The organism is Sphingomonas oleivorans (assembly GCF_003050615.1).
GTDB lineage: Bacteria > Pseudomonadota > Alphaproteobacteria > Sphingomonadales > Sphingomonadaceae > Sphingomonas_H > Sphingomonas_H oleivorans.
Window position 1 is genome coordinate 133,405 of sequence record NZ_NWBU01000016.1, and the last position, 25,679, is coordinate 159,083.

At 64.2% G+C, this 25,679-nt stretch carries 23 protein-coding genes; 17 read left to right on the plus strand and 6 right to left on the minus strand.

Annotated features, from left to right (window positions below):
- Window positions 1–53: 53 nt before the first annotated feature.
- Window positions 54–1,055: a LacI family DNA-binding transcriptional regulator gene (locus CLG96_RS16310; RefSeq protein WP_107969494.1), complete on the minus strand. Its 1,002-nt coding sequence runs from the start codon at window positions 1,053–1,055 to the stop codon at window positions 54–56.
- A 293-nt stretch (window positions 1,056–1,348) separates the two neighbouring features.
- On the opposite strand from CLG96_RS16310, the gene CLG96_RS16315 reads away from it, so the two are divergent.
- The 9 genes from CLG96_RS16315 (at window position 1,349) to CLG96_RS16355 (ending at window position 11,466) form a co-directional block, all read left to right on the plus strand.
- On the plus strand, window positions 1,349–2,695 hold the full coding sequence (locus tag CLG96_RS16315) for an amidohydrolase family protein (protein WP_107969496.1): 1,347 nt from the start codon (window positions 1,349–1,351) through the stop codon (window positions 2,693–2,695).
- 2 nt (window positions 2,696–2,697) lie between these two features.
- Window positions 2,698–3,801, plus strand: a complete 1,104-nt coding sequence (locus tag CLG96_RS16320) for an aldo/keto reductase (protein ID WP_107969498.1) — start codon at window positions 2,698–2,700, stop codon at window positions 3,799–3,801.
- Window positions 3,802–3,808: 7 nt separating this feature from the next.
- Window positions 3,809–5,011: an MFS transporter gene (locus CLG96_RS16325; RefSeq protein WP_107969501.1), complete on the plus strand. Its 1,203-nt coding sequence runs from the start codon at window positions 3,809–3,811 to the stop codon at window positions 5,009–5,011.
- A 112-nt stretch (window positions 5,012–5,123) separates the two neighbouring features.
- Window positions 5,124–6,161, plus strand: a complete 1,038-nt coding sequence (locus CLG96_RS16330) for a D-alanine--D-alanine ligase family protein (RefSeq protein WP_107969503.1) — start codon at window positions 5,124–5,126, stop codon at window positions 6,159–6,161.
- Window positions 6,158–6,982 carry an NTP transferase domain-containing protein gene (locus CLG96_RS16335; protein WP_107969505.1) on the plus strand — a complete coding sequence of 275 codons (825 nt, stop codon included), beginning with the start codon at window positions 6,158–6,160 and terminating at the stop codon, window positions 6,980–6,982. The genes CLG96_RS16330 and CLG96_RS16335 overlap by 4 nt, the downstream gene beginning before the upstream one ends.
- Window positions 6,983–6,993: 11 nt before the next feature.
- On the plus strand, window positions 6,994–8,196 hold the full coding sequence (locus tag CLG96_RS16340; RefSeq protein ID WP_107969507.1) for a sugar-transfer associated ATP-grasp domain-containing protein: 1,203 nt from the start codon (window positions 6,994–6,996) through the stop codon (window positions 8,194–8,196).
- Window positions 8,186–9,529 carry a lipopolysaccharide biosynthesis protein gene (locus CLG96_RS16345; RefSeq protein ID WP_107969509.1) on the plus strand — a complete coding sequence of 448 codons (1,344 nt, stop codon included), beginning with the start codon at window positions 8,186–8,188 and terminating at the stop codon, window positions 9,527–9,529. Before CLG96_RS16340 ends, CLG96_RS16345 begins: the two co-directional genes overlap by 11 nt.
- 175 nt (window positions 9,530–9,704) lie before the next feature.
- On the plus strand, window positions 9,705–10,469 hold the full coding sequence (locus CLG96_RS16350) for an alpha/beta hydrolase (protein WP_207796723.1): 765 nt from the start codon (window positions 9,705–9,707) through the stop codon (window positions 10,467–10,469).
- Between the two features lie 100 nt (window positions 10,470–10,569).
- A complete protein-coding gene (locus CLG96_RS16355; protein WP_107969513.1) occupies window positions 10,570–11,466 on the plus strand; it encodes a helix-turn-helix domain-containing protein in 897 nt (298 codons plus the stop codon).
- A 127-nt stretch (window positions 11,467–11,593) separates the two neighbouring features.
- On the opposite strand, the gene CLG96_RS16360 is transcribed toward CLG96_RS16355, so the two are convergent.
- Complete coding sequence (locus CLG96_RS16360) at window positions 11,594–12,571, minus strand: GlxA family transcriptional regulator (protein WP_243395832.1); 978 nt, start codon at window positions 12,569–12,571, stop codon at window positions 11,594–11,596.
- Window positions 12,572–12,722: 151 nt separating this feature from the next.
- Between CLG96_RS16360 and CLG96_RS16365 the strand changes: the two genes are divergently transcribed.
- Window positions 12,723–13,289, plus strand: coding sequence for a cysteine hydrolase family protein (locus CLG96_RS16365; protein WP_107969517.1), 567 nt, complete (start codon window positions 12,723–12,725; stop codon window positions 13,287–13,289).
- Between the two features lie 410 nt (window positions 13,290–13,699).
- Complete coding sequence (locus CLG96_RS16370; protein WP_107969587.1) at window positions 13,700–14,833, plus strand: acyltransferase family protein; 1,134 nt, start codon at window positions 13,700–13,702, stop codon at window positions 14,831–14,833.
- A 313-nt stretch (window positions 14,834–15,146) separates the two neighbouring features.
- On the opposite strand, the gene CLG96_RS16380 is transcribed toward CLG96_RS16370, so the two are convergent.
- The 3 genes from CLG96_RS16380 to CLG96_RS16390 all read right to left on the minus strand — a co-directional run bounded on the left by CLG96_RS16380 (window position 15,147) and on the right by CLG96_RS16390 (window position 17,577).
- Window positions 15,147–15,980 carry a TIGR00266 family protein gene (locus CLG96_RS16380; RefSeq protein ID WP_107969521.1) on the minus strand — a complete coding sequence of 278 codons (834 nt, stop codon included), beginning with the start codon at window positions 15,978–15,980 and terminating at the stop codon, window positions 15,147–15,149.
- A gap of 257 nt (window positions 15,981–16,237) precedes the next feature.
- Complete coding sequence (locus CLG96_RS16385; RefSeq protein WP_107969524.1) at window positions 16,238–16,897, minus strand: methyltransferase family protein; 660 nt, start codon at window positions 16,895–16,897, stop codon at window positions 16,238–16,240.
- A gap of 212 nt (window positions 16,898–17,109) precedes the next feature.
- The gene (locus tag CLG96_RS16390) at window positions 17,110–17,577 is read right to left on the minus strand and encodes a GNAT family N-acetyltransferase (RefSeq protein ID WP_107969526.1); all 468 of its coding nucleotides are present in this window, start codon (window positions 17,575–17,577) and stop codon (window positions 17,110–17,112) included.
- Between the two features lie 224 nt (window positions 17,578–17,801).
- Here CLG96_RS16390 and CLG96_RS16395 point away from each other — a divergent pair, with 224 nt between their 5' ends.
- From CLG96_RS16395 to CLG96_RS16410, 4 genes are all read left to right on the plus strand, one after another.
- A complete protein-coding gene (locus CLG96_RS16395) occupies window positions 17,802–18,578 on the plus strand; it encodes a LuxR family transcriptional regulator (protein ID WP_165799682.1) in 777 nt (258 codons plus the stop codon).
- A gap of 82 nt (window positions 18,579–18,660) precedes the next feature.
- Window positions 18,661–19,290: an acyl-homoserine-lactone synthase gene (locus tag CLG96_RS16400; RefSeq protein ID WP_107969530.1), complete on the plus strand. Its 630-nt coding sequence runs from the start codon at window positions 18,661–18,663 to the stop codon at window positions 19,288–19,290.
- Window positions 19,291–19,322: 32 nt separating this feature from the next.
- The gene (locus CLG96_RS16405) at window positions 19,323–20,231 is read left to right on the plus strand and encodes a phytanoyl-CoA dioxygenase family protein (RefSeq protein WP_107969532.1); all 909 of its coding nucleotides are present in this window, start codon (window positions 19,323–19,325) and stop codon (window positions 20,229–20,231) included.
- 269 nt (window positions 20,232–20,500) lie between these two features.
- The gene (locus tag CLG96_RS16410; protein ID WP_107969534.1) at window positions 20,501–20,848 is read left to right on the plus strand and encodes a helix-turn-helix domain-containing protein; all 348 of its coding nucleotides are present in this window, start codon (window positions 20,501–20,503) and stop codon (window positions 20,846–20,848) included.
- Between the two features lie 383 nt (window positions 20,849–21,231).
- Here the strand turns inward: CLG96_RS16410 and CLG96_RS16415 are convergent, their stop codons facing one another.
- Window positions 21,232–21,603, minus strand: coding sequence for a c-type cytochrome (locus CLG96_RS16415; RefSeq protein WP_207796724.1), 372 nt, complete (start codon window positions 21,601–21,603; stop codon window positions 21,232–21,234).
- An 869-nt stretch (window positions 21,604–22,472) separates the two neighbouring features.
- On the opposite strand from CLG96_RS16415, the gene CLG96_RS16420 reads away from it, so the two are divergent.
- The gene (locus tag CLG96_RS16420) at window positions 22,473–24,950 is read left to right on the plus strand and encodes a TonB-dependent receptor plug domain-containing protein (protein WP_107969538.1); all 2,478 of its coding nucleotides are present in this window, start codon (window positions 22,473–22,475) and stop codon (window positions 24,948–24,950) included.
- Between the two features lie 96 nt (window positions 24,951–25,046).
- Window positions 25,047–25,538, plus strand: a complete 492-nt coding sequence (locus tag CLG96_RS16425) for a RidA family protein (protein WP_107969540.1) — start codon at window positions 25,047–25,049, stop codon at window positions 25,536–25,538.
- The last annotated feature ends 141 nt before the right edge of the window (window positions 25,539–25,679 follow it).

The following is a 25,679-nucleotide window of genomic DNA, read 5'->3' on the forward strand; positions in this document are numbered from 1 at the left end:
AGGTTAAGAAAAAGTTAATTTCTGCCGGCATCCTCCCCGCCCCTGAGGTCGCGCTACGCACGTTGCGTGGTCGATCGCTCGACAAGCATAGGCTGGACGATGTCGCAGCTTGCGGTACCGGCTAGATCCGCATCGATCATGTCGATCGCGCGCGCCACCATCTCTTCGACATTCTGGTCGAAGGTCGTGAGCTGATAGGCCGGCCAGGCCGCCGCAGCGATATTGTCATAGCCGACGACCAGCACGTCCGTCGGACATTGCAGGCCGAACTCGATCCGCAAGGCATCGATCGCGCCCAGCGCCGTCAGGTCGTTGACGCAGAACAGCGCGTCGGGCGGCGCGTCGCCCGCGAACATCTCCCTGATCGCCGCATAGCCGCCGCCATGGTCGTAATTGCCACAGGAAGAGGCGCATTGGCCGACGCCGAGCCTGGCCAGGCCGCGACGGAATCCGGCCTCCCGCCGGGTCTGCGCGATGCTGTCCTGCGGACCGGCAATATAGCCGAACCGCCGCCCGCCCCGTTCGTACAGCAGGGCCGCCGCCGCCTCGCCCGCCCCCTCATTGTCGGACGAGACGGTGCGGATCCACTCGGTGGTGATCGCGGAATTGAGCGTGACGATCGGGATGCGGAAGGCGGAGAGCGCATCGGCCACATCCTGCGCGTGGATCGAGAGCGCGCTCACCACCGCATCGACGCGATAGGCGGAGAGCTCACCCACCACCTCGTCCAGCGCGCGGTCGCTTTCCACCTGCACGAGCATCACCTGCTTGCCCGCCGCCCGAAGCGCCCGCGCGAAAGCCTCGAGCGTCATGGCATGGAAGGGATTGTAGAAGCCGCCGACCACGACCGCCACGATCCCCGAACGGTCGGTCAGCATGATGCGCGGGATCAGATTGGGGCGATAGCCGAGCGCATCGGCCGCGGCCTTGACCTTGGCGCGCGTCTCGGCCGAAACGCTCGCGCCCGGCGTGAAGGTGCGCGACACGGCGGATTGCGAGACGCCGGCGACGCGCGCCACTTCGATCGATGATGGGGGGCGGCACCGTCCGGTCAAATGCCTGCCTCCCTATTGCTGCAAAGCTCGCCGTTCACCCTGCCCGGCTCCTTCCAACCTATTCTCGATATCATCCCTCGCCTGCTCCGCCCCGTACATAAGAGGGTGCTCCCGACGGGCGGTCTCAGCATTTGACCTTCTGGGCTTTTTTGCATAGCTATGCAAACGATGCTGCGGCGCAATGCGCCCTTGGCAGCTCCAGGAGGCATGTCTTCGTGGTCATGGCAGCTCGACCATCCGGGAGGCGAGACGCTCCCGCACGAGCCGGCGGCATTGGGCGCGCCGGCTCGCGGATGTACGCCCTTTTCCTGCCGCTCCTTCTGCTCGGCGCAGCGCCGGCCGTTGCCGAAACGGTCGCGATCACCAGGGTCCGACTGATCGATGGCAAGAGGAGCGCGCCGCTCGACGATGCGACGATCCTCGTCACCGACGGCCGAATCACGGCAGCCGGGCGTGACGTCGCGGTGCCAAAGGGCGCGCGACGGATCGATCATCGCGGCCGCACGGTCATTCCCGGCCTCGTCAGCGATCACAGCCATGTCGGCCAGGTCGGCGGGACGGGAACGGGCGCGCAAAATTATACGCGCGCGACCATCACCGCAGAGCTCGCCCAATATCGCCGCTACGGGGTGACGACCGTCACCGCGCTCGGCAATAATGGTCCGCTGTTCGATACGCTGAGGGCCGAGGCGCATGCCGGCCGCATCGACGGCGCGGACCTGTTCGGCGTAGACCAGGGCATTGGCGTGCCCAATGGCGCGCCGCCGCAGACGATGCTGAATGTCGGCCCCGACCAGCTCTTCCGCCCCACCACGCCGGACGAGGCGCGGGAGGATGTGCGCCGGATGGCGGCCGCAAAGACCGATCTGGTCAAGATCTGGCTCGACGATTTCGGCGGCAGCCTGGCGGTCAAGATGGATCCGGCAATCTATCGCGCGGTAATCGACGAGGCGCACCGGCTCGGGCTGCGCGTGGCGGCGCATGTCCATGATCTCGCCGATGCCGAGGCGGTCGTGGATGCCGGCGCCGACATCATCGCGCATGGCGTGCGCGACAAGCCGGTGACGCCCGCCTTCATCGCCAGGCTCAAGGCGAAGGGCATCTGGTATATCCCTACCCTCCAGCTCGACGAGGCCAGCGTCGCCTGGGCCGACCGCGCGCCCTGGACGCGCGCACCCTTTACGCGCGCGGCGCTATCGCCCGAACTCGCCCGGCAGGTCGACGATCCGGCTTGGCGCGCGAAGATAGTTGCCAATCCAAGGACGGCAGCCGCGCGACAGTCGCTCGCGATGAACCTCCGCAATCTGAAGACGCTGCACGATGCCGGGGTGAAGATCGGTTTCGGCACGGACAGCGGCGCCACCCCGCTGCGCATCGCGGGCATCGCCGAGCATCGCGAGCTGGCGCTGATGGTCGAGGCGGGGCTCACGCCGATGCAGGCGCTGGCCATCGCCACGGCAGATGCGGCCCGGCTGCTGAACCTGAACGATCGCGGCACGATCGAGCCGGGCAAGCGCGCCGATCTGATCGTGCTCGCCGCCAATCCTGCCGCCGATATCACCGCCATCGATCGCATCGTCGAAGTCTGGGAAGCCGGGCGTCCCGTGCCGGGTCCCGACCGCTTGCCCGAAAGGAGATAGCGATGACCACGCGCCGTACCCTCCTCACCGCCGCCATGGCCGGCGTCGCCGCGCTCGCCGCCGGCCCGATCGCGGCCCGGATCGATGCCCCGCTTCCCGCCAACCGCACGGGCGGCGGTCGCTATCGGCCGCCCGGCCGCCTCGGCATGGGCGGTGTCGCGCTCGGCAATGGCTTCGCGCCCGCGACGGACGAGGAAACGTTCGGCGCGGTGCAGGCGGCCTGGGATGCGGGCGTGCGCTATTTCGACACCTCGCCCTGGTATGGCCTGGGCCTCAGCGAGCGCCGCTTCGGCGCGGTGCTGCATGACAAGCCGCGCGACCAGTTCGTACTGTCCACCAAGGTGGGCCGGCTGCTGCGGCCCGATCCGGTCGCGGCCGGCCGCGACCTGGCGACCTGGCGCAAGATCCCGCCCTTCCGTCATGAATATGATTATAGCGCCGCCGGCATCCGCCGCTCGATCGAGGACAGCCTGCAACGGCTCGGCATGGCGCAGCTCGATATCGTCTTCATCCACGATATCTCGCCCGACAATGGCGATATGGGCCCACGCTGGACCGAATATTTCGCGCAGGCCCGCGAGGGCGCGATGCTGGAACTCACCCGGATGCGCGAGGAAGGGCTGATCAAGGCATGGGGCCTCGGCGTCAACACGCTCGAGCCCGCGCTCGCGGCCTTCGAGGCGGCCGATCCGGACATCATCCTGTCCGCCACCCAATATTCGCTCATCAAGCATGAGGATGCGCTCAACCGCTTGTTCCCCGTGGCGCGGCGTCGCGGCGCGTCTATCATCGTCGGCGCGCCGCTCAACGCGGGCTTCCTCGCCGGCCGGGACCGCTACGACTATCGTGGCCAGATGCCCGCCGGCGCGCTGGAAAAGCGCGCGCGCATGGCCGCCATCGCCGAACGGCACGGCACCGACCTCAGAACCGCCGCACTCCATTTCGCCAACGCCAACCCCACGGTCGCGGCGATCATTCCCGGCGCGCGCAACGCCCGCCAGGCCACCGAAAACGCCGCCTCGATGCGGACGGCGATCGCACCCGCTTTCTGGGCGGAACTGAAAAGCGAGCGGCTGATCGCCGCCGACGCGCCCGTCCCGGCATAGGATCAAAATGATGACGACGAACCACCCTGCCCCCGGGGCGCATCACCCCGCGCTCCTGCTGTTCGCGCTCGCCATGGGCGGGTTCGCGATCGGCACGACCGAATTCGCGTCGATGAGCCTGCTGCCCTATTTCGCACCCGACCTCGGCATTGACGAACCGACCGCCGGCCATGTCATCAGCGCCTATGCGCTCGGCGTGGTGGTCGGCGCGCCCATAATCGCGGTGCTCGCGGCGAAGATCGCGCGGCGCACCCTGCTGATCGGGCTGATGACCTTGTTCATGGTCGGCAATGGCCTCAGCGCGCTCGCGCCCTCTTATGGCTGGATGCTCGTCTTCCGCTTTCTGAGCGGGCTGCCGCACGGCGCCTATTTCGGCGTCGCGGCACTCGTCGCCGCGGCATTGGTACCGCCCAACCGCCGCGCGCAGGCATTTGCGCGGGTCATGCTGGGGCTGACCATCGCAACCATCATCGGCGTCCCTCTCGCCAATGGCATCGGCCAGCTTGTCGGCTGGCGCTGGGGCTTTGCGATCGTCGCTTTTCTCGCGCTGCTGACCGCGGCGCTGATCTTCGCCTTCGCGCCGAAGGACAAGGTTCAGCCGGGCGCGAGCCCGCTCCGCGAGCTCGGCGCGCTCCGCCGGCGGCAGATCTGGCTGACGCTCGGCATCGGCGCGATCGGCTTCGCCGGCATGTTCACCGTCTATACCTATCTCGCCTCGACGCTGATGGAAGTGACACATGTCGCGCCGGAGGTGGTGCCGCTGGTGCTCAGCGTGTTCGGACTGGGCATGACGGCAGGCAATCTCGGCTGCGCATGGGCAGCGGACCGGGCGCTGATGCCATCGATCGCGGGCATGCTCCTGTGGAGCGCCATCTCGCTCGCTTTCTATCCTTATGCAGTGGGTAATATCTGGCTGGTGACGCCGGTCGTGTTCCTGATCGGCTGCGGCGGCGGGCTCGCCGCCGCGCTCCAGACACGGCTCATGGATGTGGCGGAAGATGCGCAGACGCTCGCGGCCGCGCTCAACCATAGCGCCTTCAACATCGCCAACGCACTGGGCCCCTGGCTGGGCGGCCTTGCTATCGCCGCCGGTCATGGCTGGGCCTCGACCGGCTGGGTGGGTTGCGGGATGGCACTGGGCGGCCTCGCTATCTGGTTCCTCGCCCTCATCGACGAGCGAGCGGGCAGCCGGCCCGCCCTGGCTGCCTAGAACAACGGAATATCGCAGGTCGGCAACGGGCTTCGCCGCAATGCGGGGCCTGTCGCCGAACCTCAACCTATCTGTCGCAAAGCAGACCCGATCGGGGCCTAGCATCCCCCGGATGAGCAAGCCCCGACACCCGAACTGCGCAGTCATTCCGGCCTGCGCGAAGAGCAAGCTGCATATCCTGTTTCTCGCCAAGCATGCGCTGAGCGACGGCAGGCCGGACACCGTCGACGGCAATCATGCGCTCTATCATCATGAGCTGCGCACCACGCTGGAGCAGATCGGGCTCCGGGTGACGGCGGCGAACAGCTTCGCCGCGATCGAAGGGCAGCCCGATGCCGATTTCGTGATTCCGCTGCTCAACCGGGCAGGCTTTCAGAATAGCGAGATGCTGGCGCCCCTGCTGCTGACGCGCCAGAACATGCCCTTTCTCGGCGCCAGCCCGATCCTGCGGGGCTTTTCGGACGACAAGCATCTGACGAAGATGGCGGCGCGCCACCGGGGCGTGCCGACGATGGACTGGCAAATCTATCGGCGCGGCGCAGGCCCCATCGATCAGCCCCATTTCGCCGCCGGCCAACTGGTGGTGAAGCCGAACGCCTCCTCCGCCTCATGGGGTCTCAGTGTCGTGGCGAGCTGGCAGGAAGCGCGACATCATATCGAGGCCCTGCAGGCTGCCGGCCATGACGTGATCGTCGAGCCCTATGTACCGCTCATCGACATCGCCGTGCCCGTGATCGGCGGCGCTGCCCGGGAGCCCTGGCTGCTCCCGCCCATGGCCTATATGCCCGACGATCCCCGCCGGCCGCGATCCTATGAGGAAAAGCGCGCGCTCATCGCGACCGCCGACGATCCGCTGGTGCCGGTCGAGGATCCGTGGCTCATGTCGCGGCTGGAACGCCACACGCGCGCGCTCGTCCAGGAATTCTGGCCCTTCGACTATGGCCGGTTCGAATATCGCTATGATCCGGTTTCGGACGATCTTCAGTTCATGGAGGTCAACCTCTCCTGCAATCTCTGGTCGCGCAAGACCATCTCCCGCTCCGCCGCGACGCTCGGCATCGATCATGCCACTCTGGTCGAATCGATCGTTGCGCACAGCCTGCAGCGTCAGGGGCTCATCGCCGCAGACGTCGTGGAGCTTGCCGCATGAGCCATCTCCCCACGACGTCGATGACGGCGCTGGTGCTCGCCGGCCAGCGTGAAGGAAGGATCGATCCGCTGGCCGACGCGGCCGGAATAAGCCTCAAATGCCTGGTGCCCGTGGCGGGCCGGCCGATGATCCTGCACGTGCTGGATGCGCTCGCCGCCTCCCCCGACATCGGCCGCATCATCGTCTCGGTCAATGACAGCGCGGCGCTGGAGGTGCTGGAGCCGATCCGCGCGCTGGTGCAGGCCGGGCGGCTGCGGATCGTGCCCGCCCGGCACAATCTGGTCGATAGCGTGATGGACGCGCTGGCCGATGCATCCTTCCCCGCACTCGTCACCACCGCCGACAATGTCCTGCTCGCCCCCGATGCGATCGCGGAGATCGGCACGGGCGCGGACGTGGCGAACGCCGACATCGCCGTCGCCTTCGCCCGGGCCTCATCGGTGCTCGCGGCGCATCCCGATGGCCAGCGACGCTTCTATCGCTTCTCCGACGACAGCTATTCCAACTGCAACAGCTATTGGCTGCGCAGCCGGACGGCGCTCGGCCCGATCGAGGTCTTCCGGTCCGGCGGACAATTCGCCAAGCATCCGCTGCGGATCGTCCAGGCCTTCGGCTTCCTCAACCTGATCCGCTTCCGCTTCGGCATCGGCACGTTGGAAGGCGCGTTCCGCCGCTTCTCCCGCCGCTTCCGCTGCAGCATCCGGCCGGTCATCCTCACCGACGGCGCGGTCGCGATCGATGTCGACAATGCCCGCACGCTCGGCGTCGCGGAGGATCTGCTGCACGCACGCGCCGCCACCATGCCGATCGCCGCCGAATAGCCATATCGCCAATGCTGACGCTGCGCGTGATCCCGCCGCGCCTGATGCCGCCCGGCAACGAAGGGCGGCATCAGGCGAACGACATCGCCGCGCTCTATTTCGGGCGGCTCTGGCTGCACTGGCGCTGGCGCGACCGGCTGATCGCGCTCCTGCTCGCAACGGGTGGCATGGCACGGGGCCTGCGCGGCATGGCGACCGCAAATCCCGGCTGGCGCAACGGCTGGAACATGGCAGAACAGGCGCTCCTCGCCCCTGCAGGCGACGGCGCCGCGCATCTCGGCATGGCCGCGCGCAAGGGCGTCCATCGCCTGCTCAACCCCGGCGCCTTCCCGTTCGCGGCCAATCCACTCAAGAACAAGCGGCTGTTCGCGCTGCGCTGCCGTCAATCGACCCTGCCCGTCCCGGACACGTTCGACGGGTCCGAGGAGCAGCTCGTCCGCTGGGCGCTGGCGCGGAATGCGCTGATCGTAAAGCCCAACTATAGCTCCAAGGGGCATGGCATCGTCCGCTATATTCGCGTGCCGGGCGGCTGGCAGACATGCTCCTCCGGGCAGATCTCAGACTCTCGGCTGGCGGACCGGCTCGTTCGGGCGCATCGCGCGGGCGCCGTCATCCAGCAGGCAATGGCGACGCATCCGGATCTCGCCACCCTGTCGCCGGGCGCGCTGCCCTCGCTCCGGATCATGACCTGCCTCGACGAAGCGGGCGCGATCGAGGTTTGCGGCCTGGTCCTTCGCCTGTGCGCGGGCGGCGCGCGGCCGGTCGATAATTTCAACGCCGGCAATCTCGTCGCAGCGGTGGATGATGCCGGCAGATGTGGGCCGGCCATTTGGCGCCAGGACGGCCGCATCGTCTCGACCGACCGTCATCCGGCGACGCATGCGGTCATACGGGGCAAGCTCCTGCCGGACATCGCGTCCGCCACGGCGCTGGCGATCGCCGCGCATCAGGCCTTCCGCGAAGGATTCACCGTCATCGGCTGGGATATCGGCCTGACGGCGGACGGGCCGATCCTGATCGAGGGCAATTGGAATCCGGGCACGGACATTCTTCAGCTCGTCTCCGGCACCGGCCTCGGCGAGACGCGCCTTGGCGCGCTCTACCATCATCATCTCGCCACTCTGCCAAGGTCCCGCTGGCGAAACGCGCGGCCGATCCAGGCCGAGCCGCGACACGCCCCAAGGCTACGGCGCGAACCGGCTCATGGCCGCTAGCCTTCGCCGGATCGCCGCCAATACGGGCTGGCTGCTCGGCGGCAAGGCGGTGGGCGCGCTGCTCAGCCTCTTCTATCTGGCGCTCGCCACGCAGACGCTCGGCATCGAAGGCTTCGGCCATTTCGCGCTCATCCTCGGCATCGGCCAGACGGTGACGGGCTTCGTCACCTTCCAGACCTGGCAGCTCGTGGTGCGCTACGGCATGCCGCTGCTGGAAAGAAATGATGGCCCCGCGCTCGATCGGCTGATCGGCTTCGCGATGATGCTCGATATGATGAGCGCGCTTGCCGGCAGCCTGATCGCGGTCGGCGCGGTAAGCCTGTTCGCGCCGCATTTCGGCTGGTCGGCACGGCTTCAGGCGGAAGCCTGCCTCTTCTGCCTCGCCCTCCTGCTGTCGATCCGCTCCACGCCGATCGGGATATTGCGCCTGCATGATCGCTATGCCCGCGCGGCCATGGCCGATGCGGTGACGCCGATCGTCCGGCTGCTGGGCGCGCTGCTCGCCACGACTGTCTTTCCGAGCGTCACCGGCTTCCTTGCCGCCTGGGCGGTGGCGGAAGTCGCGACGGCGGCCGCCTATTGGCGCGCGGCGGCGCGGGTCCAGCCGATCCCGATGCCGGGCACGGCTCTGCCTCGCAGCGGCGCTCCGCTCGCCGAGCTGTGGCGCTTCGCTTGGACGAGCAACGCATCGGCAACGCTCGCTTTGTCGACGCGCCAGGTGACGCTGCTGATCACCGGCCTGATCGGCGGGCCCGCGGTCGCCGGCGGCTATCGGCTTGCCGCCCAGCTTGCGCAGGCGCTCGCCAAATTCACCGCATCGCTGTCACGCGCGATATTTCCGGAGCTGATACGAGGCCATGGCACCGGGCCCGGCGAGTTTCGTCGCCTCGCCGGCCGCATCACCGCATGGGCCATGCTGTCCGGCGCGGCGATCGTCGCGCTGACGGCGCTGGCGGGCAGGCCGATACTACATGCGATCGCCGGCCCTGAATTCGACAGTGCTGCGCGGCCGATCCTGCTGCTGGCGATCGCGGCAGCGGTCGACCTCGCCGGCGTGGCCTATGAGCCCATGCTGACGACGCATGGCCGGCTCGGCCTGGCACTCAGCCTGCGCACGGTGAGCACCATGGCACAGCTCGGCGCACTCCTCCTTCTCCTGCCCATGCTCGGCGCGCTCGGCGCGGCATGGGCAACGCTCATCGGCAGCATCCTGACGGTCGGGCTCGGCGGCGTGGCAGCATGGCGGCTGGTGCGGGACGCACAGCCCGCGAACGGGCACCGTCCGCCGTCTCGATCCAATGCCGATAGCCCCGATCCGGCGAACCGAGCGTAGCGCGAACGAACGCTCGCGGCTGCATGCTTTGGGCTCAGTACGGCCCGCTGCGAACCGGACGTGGTTCATGCTCAATTGCGGCGTTTCTCCAAGCATTTAAGGCGCCTGCCATTCTCGGCACTGCAGGAATGTTCAATCCCTGATTCGCTGCTGTCTCTATCCCCGACGAACATGGGTGGCGCCCCGGCGGGCAATCTGCACCGGCTGCACGCCCACCTCACTTGTTGAAGGAGATAGCATGTCCAATTCAAAGACGATCATTCTCGTGCATGGCGGCTTTGTCGACGGCTCCGGCTGGGAGGGGGTCTATAACGCCCTCAAGAAAAACGGATTTGACGTCATTATCGTCCAGAATCCAACGCATTCACTGGCGGATGACGTCGCCGTCACAAAGCGGGCAATCGCTACGGCCAAGGGAGAGGTGATCCTCGTCGGCCATTCCTATGGCGGCGTTGTCGTGTCGGAGGCCGGCAACGATCCCAAGGTGACCGGGCTGGTCTATATCGCGGCCTTTGCACCGGACCGCGGAGAATCGGTCTCGTCACTGATCGCCAACCCGGCTCCCGGCGCTCCTGTTCCTCCGATCCTGCCTCCGGTTGATGGCTATCTCTTCCTGGATCGCGATAAGTTCCCCGCCTCCTTCGCCGCAGATGTCCGCCCGAGCCTTGCTTCCTTCATGGCCGATTCGCAGGTGCCCTGGGGCGTCGAGGCGTTGCAGGGAGCCGTCAACGAGCCGGCATGGCGCTCGAAACCGAGCTGGTATCTCGTCGCGACCGATGACAAGATGATCCCGCCCGACGCCCAGCGCATGATGGCAGCACGGGCCGGAATGCACGTGATCGAGGCGCCGGGGAGCCACGCCATCTATGTCTCGAATCCCGAGGCAGTCGCCTCGGTGATCGAGCAGGCGGCCGAGGGCGTAGCCCCTCCGGTTCGATAAAACAGATTTCACCCAAGCTGCGCCGCATGGTTGGTCGTCAGAGCCCCGATGCGGCGCATGGCAATCGAGGCAATGAGGGGCAAAGCTTGAGGAGAAGGAGATGGCCGTGAACGCTGGGAGGGCCGATGTCGGCGGCGTCCCGGTTCGGCTGCAGGCCAAGGAGAGTCCGAGGCTGATCCTCCGGGCGATCTCCCAGTCGCATCTCAAGCTGACCGAGATACGCTACGGGCAATCGCCCGCCGAGGCGAACTCCGACATTCCCCAATGGGGCGATGTCTTTACGGTTGGCGTCCGCCTCAAGGATGAAACGAGTGAGATCTCCGTCGCCGGAAAGGTCTATCGCATGTCGGCCACCGTCGGCGAGGCCCGTCTCCTGTACCTTCCCGACATTGATTATGTCGATTTCGGTTCTCCCCGACATTCCCTGGAAATGCTGCTCTCGCGGAGTTTCTTGGACGAACTCGCAGAGGATCTCGAAGCGCCCCGGATCACGCGTGTCGGCGAAGACCCCGGCATCACCCGAGACCCGTTTCTGTTCAGATTTGCCCATCTCGTTTTGCCCTACCTCGAGATGCCCTCCGCGATCGATCCGTTATGGGCCGACCAGTTCATGTGGGCCTTTGGCACCTATGTCTGCACGAGGCATGGCGATCTCGTCACCACGCGGCCGGTGATCGGTGGTTTGAGCCGATGGCAGGAACGCCTGACTAAGGACATGATCGATACGACGATCGGTGAAGCTATCCGCTTGACCGAACTTGCCGCGATGTGCGGCCTGCGCACGAGCCAGTTTGCGCATGCATTCCGGCGTTCAGCCGGAATCTCGCCCTATCAATGGCTCGTTCGACGACGCGTTGAGCGAGTGAAAGAGCATCTGAAAAGCGGCCTCCCCTTGGCCGACATTGCATCTGCCTGCGGCTTTGCCGACCAGAGCCATATGACGAGGACGTTCAAGCGTATCGTTGGTATCACGCCCGCGGCTTGGCGACAGCTGTAAAACAGCGATGGCAGCCGCGAATGGCCGGGCGCCGCGCACAGCGAATCCGCCTGGGCCGCGCGCGTCGACGTGCCGCTATATTCCTGCTCGGAAGGGAACGTCGGTAAAGATTGGCCGGGAGCGACCATTACTCATCCGACCGGGGACTGCGAGAAACGGACATGCGCGTGGCGCCAAAACGTCGCCGATAGTCGCCGGGCGACAGTCCCGTGAGCTTGAGGAACAGCTTCCTGAAGGAGGCCGGGTCCTCGTAACCGACATCCCAACCAATCTGATCGATCGGCTTGTTCGTGCCTTCCAGCATCGCGCGGGCCTTGCCGACGCGCAGATGCTGGCAATATTCGATCGGCCTCAGCCCCGTGGCAGCGCTGAACCGGCGCAGGAAGGTGCGCTCTTCCAGCCCGGCCTGCACTGCCATCGCGCCAACCGTCATACCGCGCGTGCCGTTCGCCTGCAGCCAATGCTGCACCTTCAGCACCGCCGCATCACCATGCGTCAAACGCGGCGAGAAGGCACTGTAATAACGCTGCTCGCGCCCGGGCGGATCGACGAGCAGGAACCGCGCGGTCTCGATCATCGCCGTCGGCCCGAGCAGCCGGTCGACGAGCTTCAGACCAAGATCCGTCCAGGCCATCAGTCCGCCGGCCGTGATGATGTCACCATCGTCGATCAGCAGCTTGTCGGCATCGACGCGGATCTGCGGGAAGCGGTCGGCCAATGCCTCGGCATAGATCCAATGGGTGGTCGCCGTACGCCCCGACAGCAAACCGGTCTCGGCCAGCAGGAATGCGCCCGCGCAGACCGATGCGAGGGCGGTGCCGCCCGCATGGCGCGCGCGCAGCCACGCGACGAGCGGAGCGATCGCGTCTCCACCGGGCGGATCGCCGAGGCTCGGCGGCAGGATGACGATGTCGGGTTCGCCTTCCCTACCCGCCTGTGTGTCGAACAGGCAGGAGATTTCGTCGCCTGCCATATCATGCCCAAGATGGCTGACCCTCAGCACGCTGTCTTCGGTTCGCAGCCGCTCGCGCGTCAGGCGGGCGGCGACACCGAACAGGTCGGTGAGGCCATGGACCGCGGCAAGCTGCGCATGGGGGTAGATCAACAGACCGATATGCGGTGCGTGCCTTAACCTCGCCATTTGTCGATTTTGCCTCGCTCTTTGTCAGTTCCGCCAATCCGCACCGTGGCGTTCGCAACCTATCCAGACAAGCAGAAGGCAACAGGGCCTTGCTGAAATCTCGGAGGAAGCTGACATGACCAACCGCGCGCTCATCATCGTCGATCTTCAGAACGACTATTTTCCCGGCGGAAAATTTGCGCTGGTCGGCATCGATGCCGCCGCCGCCAACGCCGCCCGCCTGCTCGAAGCAGCGCGCGCCAATGGCGATCTGGTGGTGCATATCCGCCACGAGTTCCTTGGCGAGAACGCGCCCTTCTTCGCGGCCGGATCGGACGGCGCCGCGATCAACAAGGCGGTCATCAATCAGGATGGCGAGGCCATCGTCCTCAAAAACTTCATCAACTCGTTCCGCGAAACCGATCTCAAGAATATTCTTGATCGCAATGGCATCACCGATGTCACGATCGCCGGCGCGATGAGCCATATGTGCGTCGATGGCATCACCCGCGCCGCGGTCGATTTCGGCTACAAGGCCACTGTCGTGCACGACGCGGTCGCCACCCGCGATCTGGCCTTCAACGGCGTCACCGTACCAGCGGCGCAGGTGCATGCCGCCTTCATGGCGGCGCTTGGCTTTGCCTACGCCACGATGCTGTCGACCGACGAATATCTCGTCGCGAGCGCTCCCGCCGCTGCCTGAAGCATAAGCCGCTTATCCTCATGGAAGGACATAGCACGGAGATCTTCTACAAGGACTGGGGCAAGGGCCAGCCCGTTGTTGCGAAAACGGACATAGCCGCTGTGGCCGGAATATCTCCGCGCAACGTCCGGCAATCAGCGTGAACCGCCGCTGCAGCGACACTCAAGGCACGGTGGGAGCAGCTAAAACCGCAGGGTAGATTCAAGCCAAGAGATCGGATTGATCGCGGATATAAAGCCGCATTACAAAATCCCTTCAAACGCGAGCATTTGCCTTAAGCGACATCGAAACATCGGAATAGATAAATCCTTCGGTGATCAGCACAGTGCCGGGAAAAGATGAGGACGCGATGCTCGCTTTGAAATGAAGCGACATCTGAAGCGTCTCACATGCAAGGGGAGGCATATAAGATGGTATCAGCCATAACTGGTGCGGACGCGCCTCTGGTCACCGAGATGGACCGGACGAGCAGCGGGAAGATCCACTTCGAGGTGCTCGATGGCCTGAGGGGCACCGCAGCGTTTCTCGTCGTCCTCTTCCACATCATGGAGATGGCATATATCGCCGATCCTGCTCGCAACCTGCTGCGCCACGCCTATCTGGCCGTAGACTTTTTCTTCGGCCTTTCGGGATTCGTCGTCGGCTACGCCTATGACGATCGCTGGAAGCGCATGACATTAGGCGAGTTCTTCAAGCTGCGCCTCGTCCGGTTGCACCCGCTCGTCGTGCTTGGGGTGTTCATCGGCTTGCTGTGCTATCTCGCCAATCCCTTCTTTCGGGGCGTCGACCAGACGAGCCCGCAGGCGATCCTCGTCACGGTCGTCGCCGGGCTGCTGTTGCTGCCTTCGCCGGTGCTGCCGGGCCGCTTCACCGACACGCACTCGATGAACGGTCCCCACTGGACGCTTCTCCAGGAATATGTTGCCAACATCGCATATGCGCTCGTCCTGCGTCGGCTCGCGACCAGCGTCCTTGCGGTGCTCACGGTCGTCGCGGCCGTGATCCTCTTCGCCTCTTCTGTCCGGATGAGCGGCATCGCGAGCGGATATGGCTGGGACACATTCTGGATGGCGCCGGTGCGGCTCGCCTTCCCCTTCCTGAGCGGACTGTGGCTCTACCGGATGCGGGACCGCCTGCGCATGCCGAGGCTTGGCATGCTTCCCCTGTCGATCATCCTCCTGGCCGCCTTCGCGGTCCCGGCGCTGCCGAAACATGGCGGCATAGACCTCAACGGCATCTACGACGCGCTATGCGTCATCATATTGTTTCCGATCGTCATCCTCTCCGGCGCGCATTCGGAAATCGGGCGCGGGATGGTCGCGATCTGCAAGGGGGCGGGCCGCCTCTCTTACCCCATATACGTCACCCACTACCCGTTCCTGTACGTCTATCTGGACTTCGTCCTCCACGGGAACCCGTCGGCCGAGGCGGTCGCCGTGTCGGGCCTCCTGCTTGTGCCCTTCATCCTTCTCCTCGGCTGGATAGCCGCGAGATACTGGGACGAGCCCATCCGCGCCTATCTGCGCCGGCGTCCTCGCCAATGAGCCCGGTCCGCTCGATACACCTGTCTTCGATCCCATATGCATTCCGGCACGACGGCATGCGAAGCTCGTCCGGCGCTGGGATCCTGTCCACGGATGACGGGGAACTTGAAGCCCTCGACAAGCCTAGCCAACTCACGCCGGAATATCCGGCCTGGCAGATGCAGCTCCAGCGGCAGGGCCGCCGCGCGCAGCTCGCCGAAGCCCCAATTCCCTGAAACCCGCATATCCCCCGGGCTTGCCCTGGGGATGCACTTGCGGGACCAGGTCTCCGACGATCGAGCGGACTGAGCGATTGAGCCCGATTGCGCCGGGCTCAGTCGTTCCCACCGATGAGGTCACCCAACCCGCCGAGCACCGAGCCCTCACCCCGATTCTGGCCGCCACGGCTGCCCGCCGCAGCCAGCATTCGCCCGGCCAGTCGCGAGAAGGGCAGCGACTGGATCCAGACCTTGCCTGGGCCCGTCAGTCGCGCGAAGAACAGCCCCTCGCCGCCGAAGAATGCGGTTTTGACTCCGCCCGCCATCACCAGGTCGAACTCGATGCTGGGGGTGTAGGCGGCAAGGCAGCCCGTATCGACGTGGAGCTGCTCGCCCGGCGCGAGCTCGCGCTCGACCACCGTTCCACCCATCTGCACGAACACCCAGCCATCGCCCTCCAGCTTCTGCATGATGAAGCCTTCGCCGCCGAACAGGCCCGTCATCACGCGGCGCTGGAAATGTACGCCGATCGACACGCCCTTGGCGGCCGCGAGGAAGCTGTCCTTCTGGCAGATCAGTTGCCCGCCATGCTCGGCCAGGCGCAAGGGCAGGATCGCGCCGGGCGTCGGCGAGGCGAAGGCGACGCGGGCCTTGCCCTGGCCGTTGTGCGTGAAGACCGTGGTGAACAGGCTCTCGCCTGTCACCAGCCGCTTGCCGGCTCCCAAGAGCTTGCCCATGAACCCGCCATTGCCACCGCTGCCGTCGCCGAACACGGTTGTCATGCCGACGCCCGCATCCTTCCAGACGAGGGCACCCGCTTCAGCGATCGCGCTCTCGCCGGGATCGAGCTCGATCTCGACGAACTGGAGCTCCTGCCCCTTGATCTCGAAATCGATGTCGTCGGCGACGCCGGCGCTGCGGTGATGCTGCCAGGGGCTGGGGGAAGGCATGGGTCGAAGCTCCTGCTGTGGTCGCTGCGCTCTACCCCAGGCGAGACCGAATTGGCTACCGATGCGTGGTGAAGCAGCTGGTGGATGCTGATGCGCGCCTAATCCGGCGAGGCGAATATCGCATTCCCATCTCCATCCGATCGTTCCAGCGGCTGACGCGGAGAACAGTCAACAATCCGAGAAGCTGGCCGGAATGCGATATTGGCCGATCAAATCGGCAGGAGGGGAGGAGGTCGTTCGCGGGGATGGCTCCGGCATCAGTAGAGCCCCGGGACGAGCCGCCAGGTGCGGGCGCGATAGGCGGCATAGTCGCTGCCGAACTGAGCGAGCAACAAGGCCTCCTCTGCCCGGACGCGCGCGAGCAGAGGGGGAATGGTGAGTGCCGTGAGCAGCACGCCGACCCCTGACCGGAAAGCGAGCGCCCAACCCAGCGAGCCGATCAGCAAGCCGAGATAGCTGGGGTGACGAATGGTGCCATAGATGCCGCTGGTCACCAATTTGTGACCTGGCTGGATCGCCACCAGTCCGCTGAATCGGTGGCCGAGGACGAAGACCGGCCATAAGCGCAGCGTGCCGCCCGCCACGAAGAGGACAACGCCGGACCAGCGCACAGCCTCGCCGTCGAGCGTCCAGAATTCGGTCCGATCGGTATAGGCGGGCAACCAGGCGGATAGCAGCCCGATGAGCGCGAAGATAGCGAGGACCCAGCGGTTGGAGCGATCCTCGCGCTCGCCCGGACTGAGATTTCCACCGCTGAAGAGCGCTGCGCCCGCCATGATGAAAAGCGCGATGGTGAGCGCGATCAGCGGCGGATGGGCGAAGAAGGCGGCGAACCCGCCCCACCCCAGGACGGCGAGCCCGAGATAGGCAAGCGTCCCCAGCAGGATGAAGGGAGCCAGCTTGAGTGCAGGTTTCATGGCGGCCTCGCTATCGCTGCGCTGCCCCGCTCATTTCCGAGCCTATCCTGCCCCGTGATCGCGTTCCAGCCTGCCTTCACTCCACAGACCTCAGACTGGCGAGGCTGGCCGTACGCGGGCCTTTGTCGCAAGCGGGTCAGACCGGGAAAGCGGCCATTGGCAAGCATCGAGCATGAGGCGGTGAAATCCGACTCTTAGGTGAAATCCGACTCTTAACTGCTCTTCCAAGCATAGTTCTGATAGGGGTAGCCGAGGCGAGGATGTATGCCCTCCCCTACGACATGCAGCCCATGCTTCTCGTAGAACGCACGCGCGCCGACGTTCGCCGTAGCGGCCCGAAGCGTGAAACCGGACGGCATAGTCTTTTGAGCTTCGGCCAGGAGGGCAGAACCTACACCCATCCGCTGATAGTCTATGTGTATGAAGAGCTGGTCCAGCAAAGCGGCATCTGGTTTCGATGCGACGAAACCGACGACTTTCCCCTGATGCTCGGCGACGGTAAGTGCCCAGCCCTCTATAATCTCGACATCAACTCTATGCCGAAGTCCCATCAGCGTCGGCTCTTCCGACAGGACCACACCCGTCGATTGCCAGCTTGTTAGCCAGATGGAAGCGACAGCATCGAAATCTGCCGCTATCGCCGGTCTGATGCTGATGGTTGCGTCGATCGGTAAGGCCATCGGCTCACCTACAGCCCTGCCGGTTGTGGACGCAACGTCCGCCCCCTCTCGGTCGTCCCCGTCAAACGGCGCGGCAGGCGACGCCTAAGCCGAAGGCCTGTGCACCGCTGCCTCAAAAGCTGGCGGCATATTCACAGCTTGGCAGGTATGGCGCTGAAGCTGGCCTGCAGTTAACCATGATAGTCAAAGAAAGGCTTTCAATCACGCTTTGCCGGGGGGCGGAGATGTCGCAGTTGGAGGATGTTGACAAATTCATAGAATTGTCACGCCAGATCAGAGAACCAAAGGAACTGGAGAGGCTCGTCGCCGGCATTACGACGGAGATGGGCTTCGATCATTATGCGCTCATCCATCATGTCGATCTGTCGCCGATGGACGCCGAGCGCAGCCACATGAAGAACGGGACGCTCGTCGCGCTGACGGATTATCCTGAAGCCTGGGTCGAGACCTATATCAAGCGCAACATCGTGGCGAATGACCCGGTGCTGATCGCCAGCCAGCGCAGCACGGTCGGCTTCCGCTGGGAGGATGTGCCCAATCTCGTCAAGCTTACCTCCGCCCATCGCGCGATCACGGCGGATACGCGCCAGGCAGGGCTGGAAAACGGATTCACCGTTCCGGCGCACGTTCCCGGCGAGGCGAACGGCTCGTGCAACTTCGCCGTCAGGACCGGCCACCCCTTGCCCGAGCGCAATTTGCGTATGGCGCAACTTATCGGCGCTTTCGCGTTCCAGGCGGCGCGCGCGATGGTGATGAATGCGCGCGACATGTCGACCTATGTCCGGCGCGTGAATCTCACTCCGCGTCAGCTCGAATGCGTGGCACTCGCCGCGCAAGGCAAGAGCGACTGGGAAATAGCCCGGATCCTCGGCATCGGGGAGGAATCGGTCAAGCATCATTTCAAGATGGCGCGGCAGCAATATGATGTGCCGACCCGCATCCAGGCCGCCTTCCGGGCGGTCTTCGATGGCCAGTTGAGCCTGAACGAAATCGTGAGATAGCCGCCTGTCACTCCCCCGACCGGGGGAGTGTCGCAATCCCCGGAATAGATCAGATCCTCCTCAGAACATCGAGGAGAGCGTCATGATCCGCTTGATAACGAGCGACAATCGGAGTGCTTACCCCAGTTTGGTTCAGGCGATGCACGCTGATCGCAAGCGTGTGTTCGTCGATATGCTTCGGTGGAATATCGCTCATGATGAATGTCAGGAGCGAGATGAGTTCGACGATGAGTTCGCCGAATATCTGATCCTGCATGATCCTTCGACCGGAGAACATCTGGCATCGATGCGGCTGCTGCGTACCGACCGGCCGCATCTTCTGAGCAGTGCCTTCGCGCATCTGTGCGACAAAGGCGTGCCGTCCTCATGCGACATATTCGAGATTACGCGCTTCTGCGTCGCGCCAAGAGGACGGGCAGCCGATCGGCGCGCGGCGCGCAACAGGCTGGTGCGTGCCATGGTCGAATATGCGCTGCTGACCGACATCCGCGCTTTCACCGCCGTCTGCAATATGCGCTTCCTGTCCGAAGTGCTTTCGGCCGGCTGGCGCTGCCGGCCGCTCGGACTGCCCATGGTCGAGCAGGGTGAGCTTGTCGGCGCGCTCATGATCGAGATCGACACGGCCACGCTCGGTTCGCTCATTGGCCCATGGCGCTGCGATCCGGTCGATCTGCGGCTTGTCGGGCGCATGCACCGCGCGCTCGCGGCCTGACCCTCCTTCGGCACGACGAAAGGATTTTAGGCATGTTCGCCACTGCTACTGCCGCCCGCGCGTCCGGTCTCGCGGATGAGGTTGAATATTGGGCCAGCACCCTGCTGGCCAACGGCTATGCAATGATCCCGCACGCGATCGACCGCTCGATCCTGGATGGCTTTCATGATGACCTGCACCCGCATTTCGAAGCTGCGCCCTTCTGCCAAGGGCCCTTCTATGGCGAGACGACCAAGCGCTTCGGTCGGGTACTGATCCGATCGCCCCATGCGGCCGCCTTTGCGCAGCATGAGCTCATTCTCGGCATCGCCAGGCGCGTGTTGCTGCATGAAATGTGCAACACCATTCTTCTCAACCTGACGCAGGCGATCGAAATCCACCCCGGTGCGCCGCTCCAGTTCCCGCATCGCGACCAGGACATGTTCGGCGGCCCCAAGGGCGGGCGCGATTATATGATGAACGTGATGTGGGCGCTCGACGACTTTACCGACGAGAATGGCGCGACACGGGTCTGGCCCGGAAGCAACCATAGCGATCCCCACGGCATGTTGCCCGAGGCTGACGCTATCAGTGCGGTGATGCCGCGCGGATCCGCCTTCCTGTTTCTCGGATCGGCACTGCATTCGGGCGGCGAGAACCGGTCGGACCGGCCGCGTCGCGGGGTGATCTTCAGCTATTGCCAGGGTTGGCTGCGCCCATGGGAAAATCCATGGCTGGCCTATCCGCCGGATATTGCCAGGCACTTCAACGACGAGCTCGCCGCGCTCGCCGGCTACCGCCAGCATCTGCCGAGCCTCGGTAATTTCGAAGGGCAGTGCCCCTCCGTGCTGCTGCACGGCGAAGTGCCACGGCACCTGCGTTTCACAGACGCCTTACGCGCCGACCAGATGGACATGGTTCGCCAATATCAGCGCGAGCACGGATCGCTGGCCGTTGCCTGAAGATTGGGATGTGGCGGGGAGCGCCGGGATGATCATGGGCCCGGCACATGGAAATGGCGCGCTGCGTCATTCTGGCCGGCGCTTCCCGTGGAGCGTGGGAAGCGCGCCACAGAAAGATGGGAGGAAGAATGACCCGAACAGCAACCTGCCTTGCATCAGCGCCGGAGGATTGTCTGACTGCCCGGGTTCCGCGGCCCGAGGTTGGTTATCCGGCCGATCCCCGTCGCGACGAAAGACCGTCTTCGCTGACGTCCGTGGTTGCCGCGCCGATGGCTGATCGCGACGGCGGATTTGCGAAGCGGCTGATACGCTGGCGCAGGAAGCGGGATGAACTGCTCGGGGAGGCGCTGTTCGGCGACCCCGCCTGGGACATGATGCTCGATCTTTTCGCGGCGCAGGAAGAGGGGAAGCAAGTCTCCGTCTCAAGCCTGTGCATCGCGGCTGCCGTACCGGCTACCACCGGCCTGCGCTGGATCAACATATTGGTGGATCGAGGCATTCTTCTCAAGAAGGATGACGAACGTGACCGGCGGCGCATCTGGGTCGAGCTTACTCCCGACTATGTTCAGCGCATGCGAACGTTGCTCCGTGCCGGCCGTCAGGAGCTGATCGGGTGAACTGCTCATGTTCAGCCAATTTAGGGCATCGACACGAAACCATGCACCGATTCAGCCAAACGGGTCGATCTTCTCGATGAAGCCACTCTGCTGGGGCTTTCGCGGCCGCGATCGATAGGCCGGTCGACTGCAGCCCCGGCTCCCGAGAGCCTTGCCCGCCTCATCCTCCGATCATGCCTTCCGCGCCCGACATTTATCGCTTTCGGCGGAGCAGGACTCCTGCTCCTGCCGTCGGCAAATACTCCAGACGGTTATTCTGCCGACGCCCTGTGGCGACGGGCAATCCCGCTCCGATGTCTCCCAGCGGACCGCCGGGAGGCGCCTTGAAGCGCCTCGTCCGGCATCAAGAGTCGATCGCGCTTCAAACCGCCATTCGCAGCCGCTTATTTGAGCGATATCAGATAATCGGCGATCTCCGCAGCGGCCTTCGGGTTCTTCTGCCCGGCGAACGGCATTTTGTTGCCCGGCACCACCGTGCGTGGATTGATGATAAACGCAGTCAGCTTCTCCCGATCCCAGGCAATGCCGGATGACTTCATCGCCGGCGAGTAGGCAAAGCTGCCGGCGCCGGCCTTACGACCGCTGATCCCGTAGAGGTTCGGCCCAATTCCCTTCCTCGCATCGGGCGTCGTTGCGTGACATGCGGCACAGACCGCGAAGGCGGGCGGCTTGGCCATCGGGGCCGCGGCCAGCGGAGCAGACATCGCCATTCCGGCTACAACGCAAAAGAATCGAAGGAAATAGCCTTCCCGCATCGACTGCCTCATCGTGAAAGTGGGAAATTCGGGCGCTTCCAGCCCGCTCCCTATTCATTGATCAGGAGGCACGCATTGTGCAACCTCGTTCTTCTACAAGAAAAGAATGTCGGCGATGGGCGATTGCAACGGAACCCCGGCTGCTGCCTCTCTGCCCAGCAAGCTCGACCGATCAGAAAACCGCTTGCGTCAAGCTATTCTTCATCCATTATGGACTGAGATCGCCCAAAGATTGAACATCCTGTCTCAACAACACATGACCGATTTAGAACAGCATTGATCACAGGGATTTTTCCATCTTTTCAAAGATGTTCGGGCCAGGGGAAGCTCGAACGCGTAATGCCGGATCGGGATAGGCTGAGCGCATCCTTCTACGATGCCTCCGTCTTCGCGGGCCGGCGGGGGCCAAGGGGATAAACCTGCAGGGCGAACCAAGAAGGTTGGCCATGAGCAGACTGCAATTCATTCGTTCGATCCGCTCGCGGAGAGCGCCCCTCCATGCGGCTGCATGCCGGCCGATCTCGGCGATCTCCATCGCCGCGGATCGCTCCTCATGCGGGAAGGCCAAGCCATGAGCGCAATCGAACTCACCCTTTCTCGGCGCAACGTCGCTCAGACGCGGGACGCGACCGCGTCTGGATGCGGTTTTTGCAATTCGTTCATCCGCCCGGGTCAGCAATGTGCGATTTTTGCACTTGCATGACAGGAAAAATAAAAGAGCTTAGGTAAAATAAACATAATCCTATTGGGGCAAGGACAAGCAGCTAAAAATCAACTGCCACGCCGCGCGTGGCAGATAGGGGCCTTATGTGCGTTTTTAGTAACAAAAATGGAGAGGTTAGAAAGATTTTCTAGAAGGGGGCAGGCTAGTGACCTATCGATCGAAATTCTTTGCGTCTCTTCTTCTTGCATCGTCTTGGCCCGCCTGCGCACTCGCCCAGGCTGCCGCGCCCGATGTCGAAGGCGGCGACATCATTGTCACCGGCACGCGCACTACCGGCCTGCAGGCCGCGGAGAGCGCGGCCCCCATTCAGCTTCTCAATGAAGAGGCGATCTCGCATGTGGGCCAGCCGAACCTGAACCAGGTCCTGACGCAGATCGTTCCCTCCTTCACTGCCCAGACCCAGGGCACGGACATGTCCAACTTCTCCCTGAGCGCACGTCTGCGCGGCCTCAGCCCGAACCACACGCTCGTGATGGTCAACGGCAAGCGCCGCCATGGCTCCGCGATCCTCCAGGTGATCGCCGGACCGTTCCAGGGTTCCGCCGCGCCCAGCATCGATCTCATCCCGCCGGACGCCGTCGAGCGCATCGAAATCCTCCAGGAAGGCGCTGCCGCGCAATATGGCTCCGACGCGATCGCAGGCGTCCTCAACATCATGCTGAAGGATGATGCGGAAGGCGGCACGGCGAAGCTTACGGCCGGCCAATATTTCGACGGCGACGGCGATACCTACAGCGCCAGCGGCAATGTCGGCGTGAAGATCGGCGAGCGCGGCTTCCTCAACCTGACCGGGTTCCACCGTCGGAACGACTATACTTTCGTAGGCTACGCACATGCCCAGGTGACCGACAAGAGCGGCAAACTGCTGCCCGGGCGTCCTGCTGAATGGGCCAATATCGAAAACTTCCCACGGGTCTTCAAGGGCGGCGGCCAGGCGAAGTCCAAGCTCACGATCGGCATGTACAATGCCGGCTATGACTTCGGGGGCGTTGAATTCTACAGTTTCGGCGACATCAGCCGTCGCATCGGCTACGCCTATCAGGGCTATCGTCTGCCGAACCGCGTGTCGCGCACGGTCAACGGCGTAACCCAATATTTCCCGCCCTATGCCGTGAACGGCATGAACCCGCAGCAGAATGTCGAGCAGGACGAATATTCGCTGACCGGCGGCTTCAAGGGCAGCATCTCCGAGTGGGATTGGGACCTGAGCGCCACTTATGGTTCCGACAAGAACGATATCTATACGATCGAGTCCGCCAACGTCTCGCTCTACCAGGACACCGGTTTCACGCCGACGAGCTTCTACGACGGCTCGTTCAAGGCGACGCAATTCACCGGCACGCTGGACGTGCGTCGCGAGTTCGACGCCGGTCTCGCCAAGCCGCTGACCTTCGCCTTCGGCGGCGAATATCGCCGCGACACCTATGCCATCGGGCCGGGCGACGAGGCCTCGCGATACAAGGAGGGCGGGCAATCCTTCCCCGGCTATTCGCTCAGCGATGCCGGCAGCTACAATCGTCACGCCAAGAGCGCCTATGTCGACGTCACCCTCTTCCCGGTCGAGCAGTGGACGATCGATCTGGCCGGACGCTACGAGGATTATAGCGATTTCGGCGACACCACGATCGGCAAGGTGACGACGCGCTACGACTTCTCGGACGCGTTCGCGATCCGCGGCACCGCGAGCACGGGCTTCCGCGCGCCGACTCTGGCGGAGTCCTTCTACTCCGCGACCAACGTCGCCCCGACCAGCGCCAGCGTTCAGTTGCCGCCCAACTCCGCCGCCGCGGCGCTGCTCGGCTTCACCCCGCTCAAGCCTGAAAAATCGACCAACTTCTCGGGCGGCGTCGTCCTGCGTCCTGTCCCCCGCTTGGTGGTCACGCTGGATGGCTATTATATCAAGGTGAAGGACCGCATCGCCGGCACGTCGAGCATCCGGGGCATCGTGAACGGCACGCTCGTCAATCAGGCCGTGCTCGACGCCATCGCGCTGCGCGGCACCGTGCTTGATAATGTGCCCAATGTCAGTGTCGCCACCTTCACCAACGGCATCGACACCCGCACCTGGGGTCTGGACCTGTCGGCGCGCTATCCGGTCCCGCTCGACTTCGGCAATCTCGATCTGTCGGTCAGCGGCAATTACAATAATACCAAGGTCACCAAGAACCGACTGCAGAACGTCAATGGGCTCAACCTGTTCGACGCACGGGCGGAAAGCTATCTTGAGACTGCGACGCCCAAGTATAAAGCCGTGCTTGGCGCGCTGTTCACGAGCGGCCCCTTCAGCGCCAATCTGCGCCAGACCTTCTATGGGAAATCCACGATCCTCGTGGTCCCGAACCTGACCGGCTACGGGCCCTATAACGGGACCGTGAAGGCGACGCCGATCACCGATCTGGAGTTCGGATACGACATCACCTCGTGGATGAGCTTCGCCATCGGCGCGAACAATCTGTTCGACAAGGTACCGGAAACCCCGGCCTTCATCGAAGGCGTCGCCGCAACGCGCACAATGGGTGAGCAGCTCGAGAATGGCAGCACCACCTATGGCGCGCCATATAATCACGGGCCTTATGGTGCAGCCGGCGGATATTATTATGCCCGCCTGTCCTTCAAATTCTGATGTCGAAAGTGCCGGCCGCAGTCACGCTGCGGCCGGCTTATTTTGTTTGTGGTCGATACTAAGCCCGTTATTTCCGTCTGGGATGGGAGAGAAAGAATGAAGTGCTCGCATATCATGGCCCTGCTCGCGACCGCGCTCACGGCAGCAGCGGGCCATGCGGCCGACGTGGAGCGCCGGCAGAGCTCGCCAACCGCGGTGATCGCCAGTTCCGCATCGCTGCCGGCCGGCAGCAAGATCTATTTCCTGTCGGGAAGCACCGCATCGCCGATCAATCCGGCTGACACCGAGAGCGCCGACGCATTCGGCGACACCAAGACGCAGACGCTCAGCATCCTGACCAAGATGAAGGCGCAGCTCGCATCGCTGGGTCTCGCCATGGGCGATGTCGTCAAGCTCACCGTGTTTCTGGTCGGCGATCCCAAGCTCGGCGGCAAGATGGACCGTGATGGCATGACCGCGGCGTACAAGATGTTCTTTGGCACGCCCGATCAGCCGAACCTCCCCACCCGCTCGACGATCCAGGTCGCAGCACTTGGCCGGCCGCAGACGCTTGTCGAGATCGAGGCGATAGCGGCCAAGGCGCCATAGACCGTTATACCGGTAAGTACCGCGTTCAGATTTTTGGGGGGCGAGTGATGATCGATTTGAATCCGCCGACACGGCGTGAGCTTTTGTCCGCCATCGGCAAGGCAGGTGGGGCGGCAGCACTTTACCAGGCGATGACGGCGC

What these genes read in the sequence shown, in the direction of transcription:
- CLG96_RS16385 (WP_107969524.1), bottom strand. Translation starts at nt 16,897, where the DNA reads ATGAAACCTGCACTCAAGCTGGCTCCCTTCATCCTGCTGGGGACGCTT.
- CLG96_RS16330 (WP_107969503.1), top strand. Translation starts at nt 5,124, where the DNA reads ATGAGCAAGCCCCGACACCCGAACTGCGCAGTCATTCCGGCCTGCGCG.
- CLG96_RS16355 (WP_107969513.1), top strand. Translation starts at nt 10,570, where the DNA reads ATGGCCGTGAACGCTGGGAGGGCCGATGTCGGCGGCGTCCCGGTTCGG.
- CLG96_RS16390 (WP_107969526.1), bottom strand. Translation starts at nt 17,577, where the DNA reads ATGGCCTTACCGATCGACGCAACCATCAGCATCAGACCGGCGATAGCG.
- CLG96_RS16370 (WP_107969587.1), top strand. Translation starts at nt 13,700, where the DNA reads ATGGTATCAGCCATAACTGGTGCGGACGCGCCTCTGGTCACCGAGATG.
- CLG96_RS16405 (WP_107969532.1), top strand. Translation starts at nt 19,323, where the DNA reads ATGTTCGCCACTGCTACTGCCGCCCGCGCGTCCGGTCTCGCGGATGAG.
- CLG96_RS16415 (WP_207796724.1), bottom strand. Translation starts at nt 21,603, where the DNA reads ATGCGGGAAGGCTATTTCCTTCGATTCTTTTGCGTTGTAGCCGGAATG.
- CLG96_RS16380 (WP_107969521.1), bottom strand. Translation starts at nt 15,980, where the DNA reads ATGCCTTCCCCCAGCCCCTGGCAGCATCACCGCAGCGCCGGCGTCGCC.
- CLG96_RS16345 (WP_107969509.1), top strand. Translation starts at nt 8,186, where the DNA reads ATGGCCGCTAGCCTTCGCCGGATCGCCGCCAATACGGGCTGGCTGCTC.
- CLG96_RS16400 (WP_107969530.1), top strand. Translation starts at nt 18,661, where the DNA reads ATGATCCGCTTGATAACGAGCGACAATCGGAGTGCTTACCCCAGTTTG.
- CLG96_RS16315 (WP_107969496.1), top strand. Translation starts at nt 1,349, where the DNA reads ATGTACGCCCTTTTCCTGCCGCTCCTTCTGCTCGGCGCAGCGCCGGCC.
- CLG96_RS16410 (WP_107969534.1), top strand. Translation starts at nt 20,501, where the DNA reads ATGGCTGATCGCGACGGCGGATTTGCGAAGCGGCTGATACGCTGGCGC.
- CLG96_RS16395 (WP_165799682.1), top strand. Translation starts at nt 17,802, where the DNA reads ATGTCGCAGTTGGAGGATGTTGACAAATTCATAGAATTGTCACGCCAG.
- CLG96_RS16325 (WP_107969501.1), top strand. Translation starts at nt 3,809, where the DNA reads ATGATGACGACGAACCACCCTGCCCCCGGGGCGCATCACCCCGCGCTC.
- CLG96_RS16340 (WP_107969507.1), top strand. Translation starts at nt 6,994, where the DNA reads ATGCTGACGCTGCGCGTGATCCCGCCGCGCCTGATGCCGCCCGGCAAC.
- CLG96_RS16320 (WP_107969498.1), top strand. Translation starts at nt 2,698, where the DNA reads ATGACCACGCGCCGTACCCTCCTCACCGCCGCCATGGCCGGCGTCGCC.
- CLG96_RS16365 (WP_107969517.1), top strand. Translation starts at nt 12,723, where the DNA reads ATGACCAACCGCGCGCTCATCATCGTCGATCTTCAGAACGACTATTTT.
- CLG96_RS16425 (WP_107969540.1), top strand. Translation starts at nt 25,047, where the DNA reads ATGAAGTGCTCGCATATCATGGCCCTGCTCGCGACCGCGCTCACGGCA.
- CLG96_RS16335 (WP_107969505.1), top strand. Translation starts at nt 6,158, where the DNA reads ATGAGCCATCTCCCCACGACGTCGATGACGGCGCTGGTGCTCGCCGGC.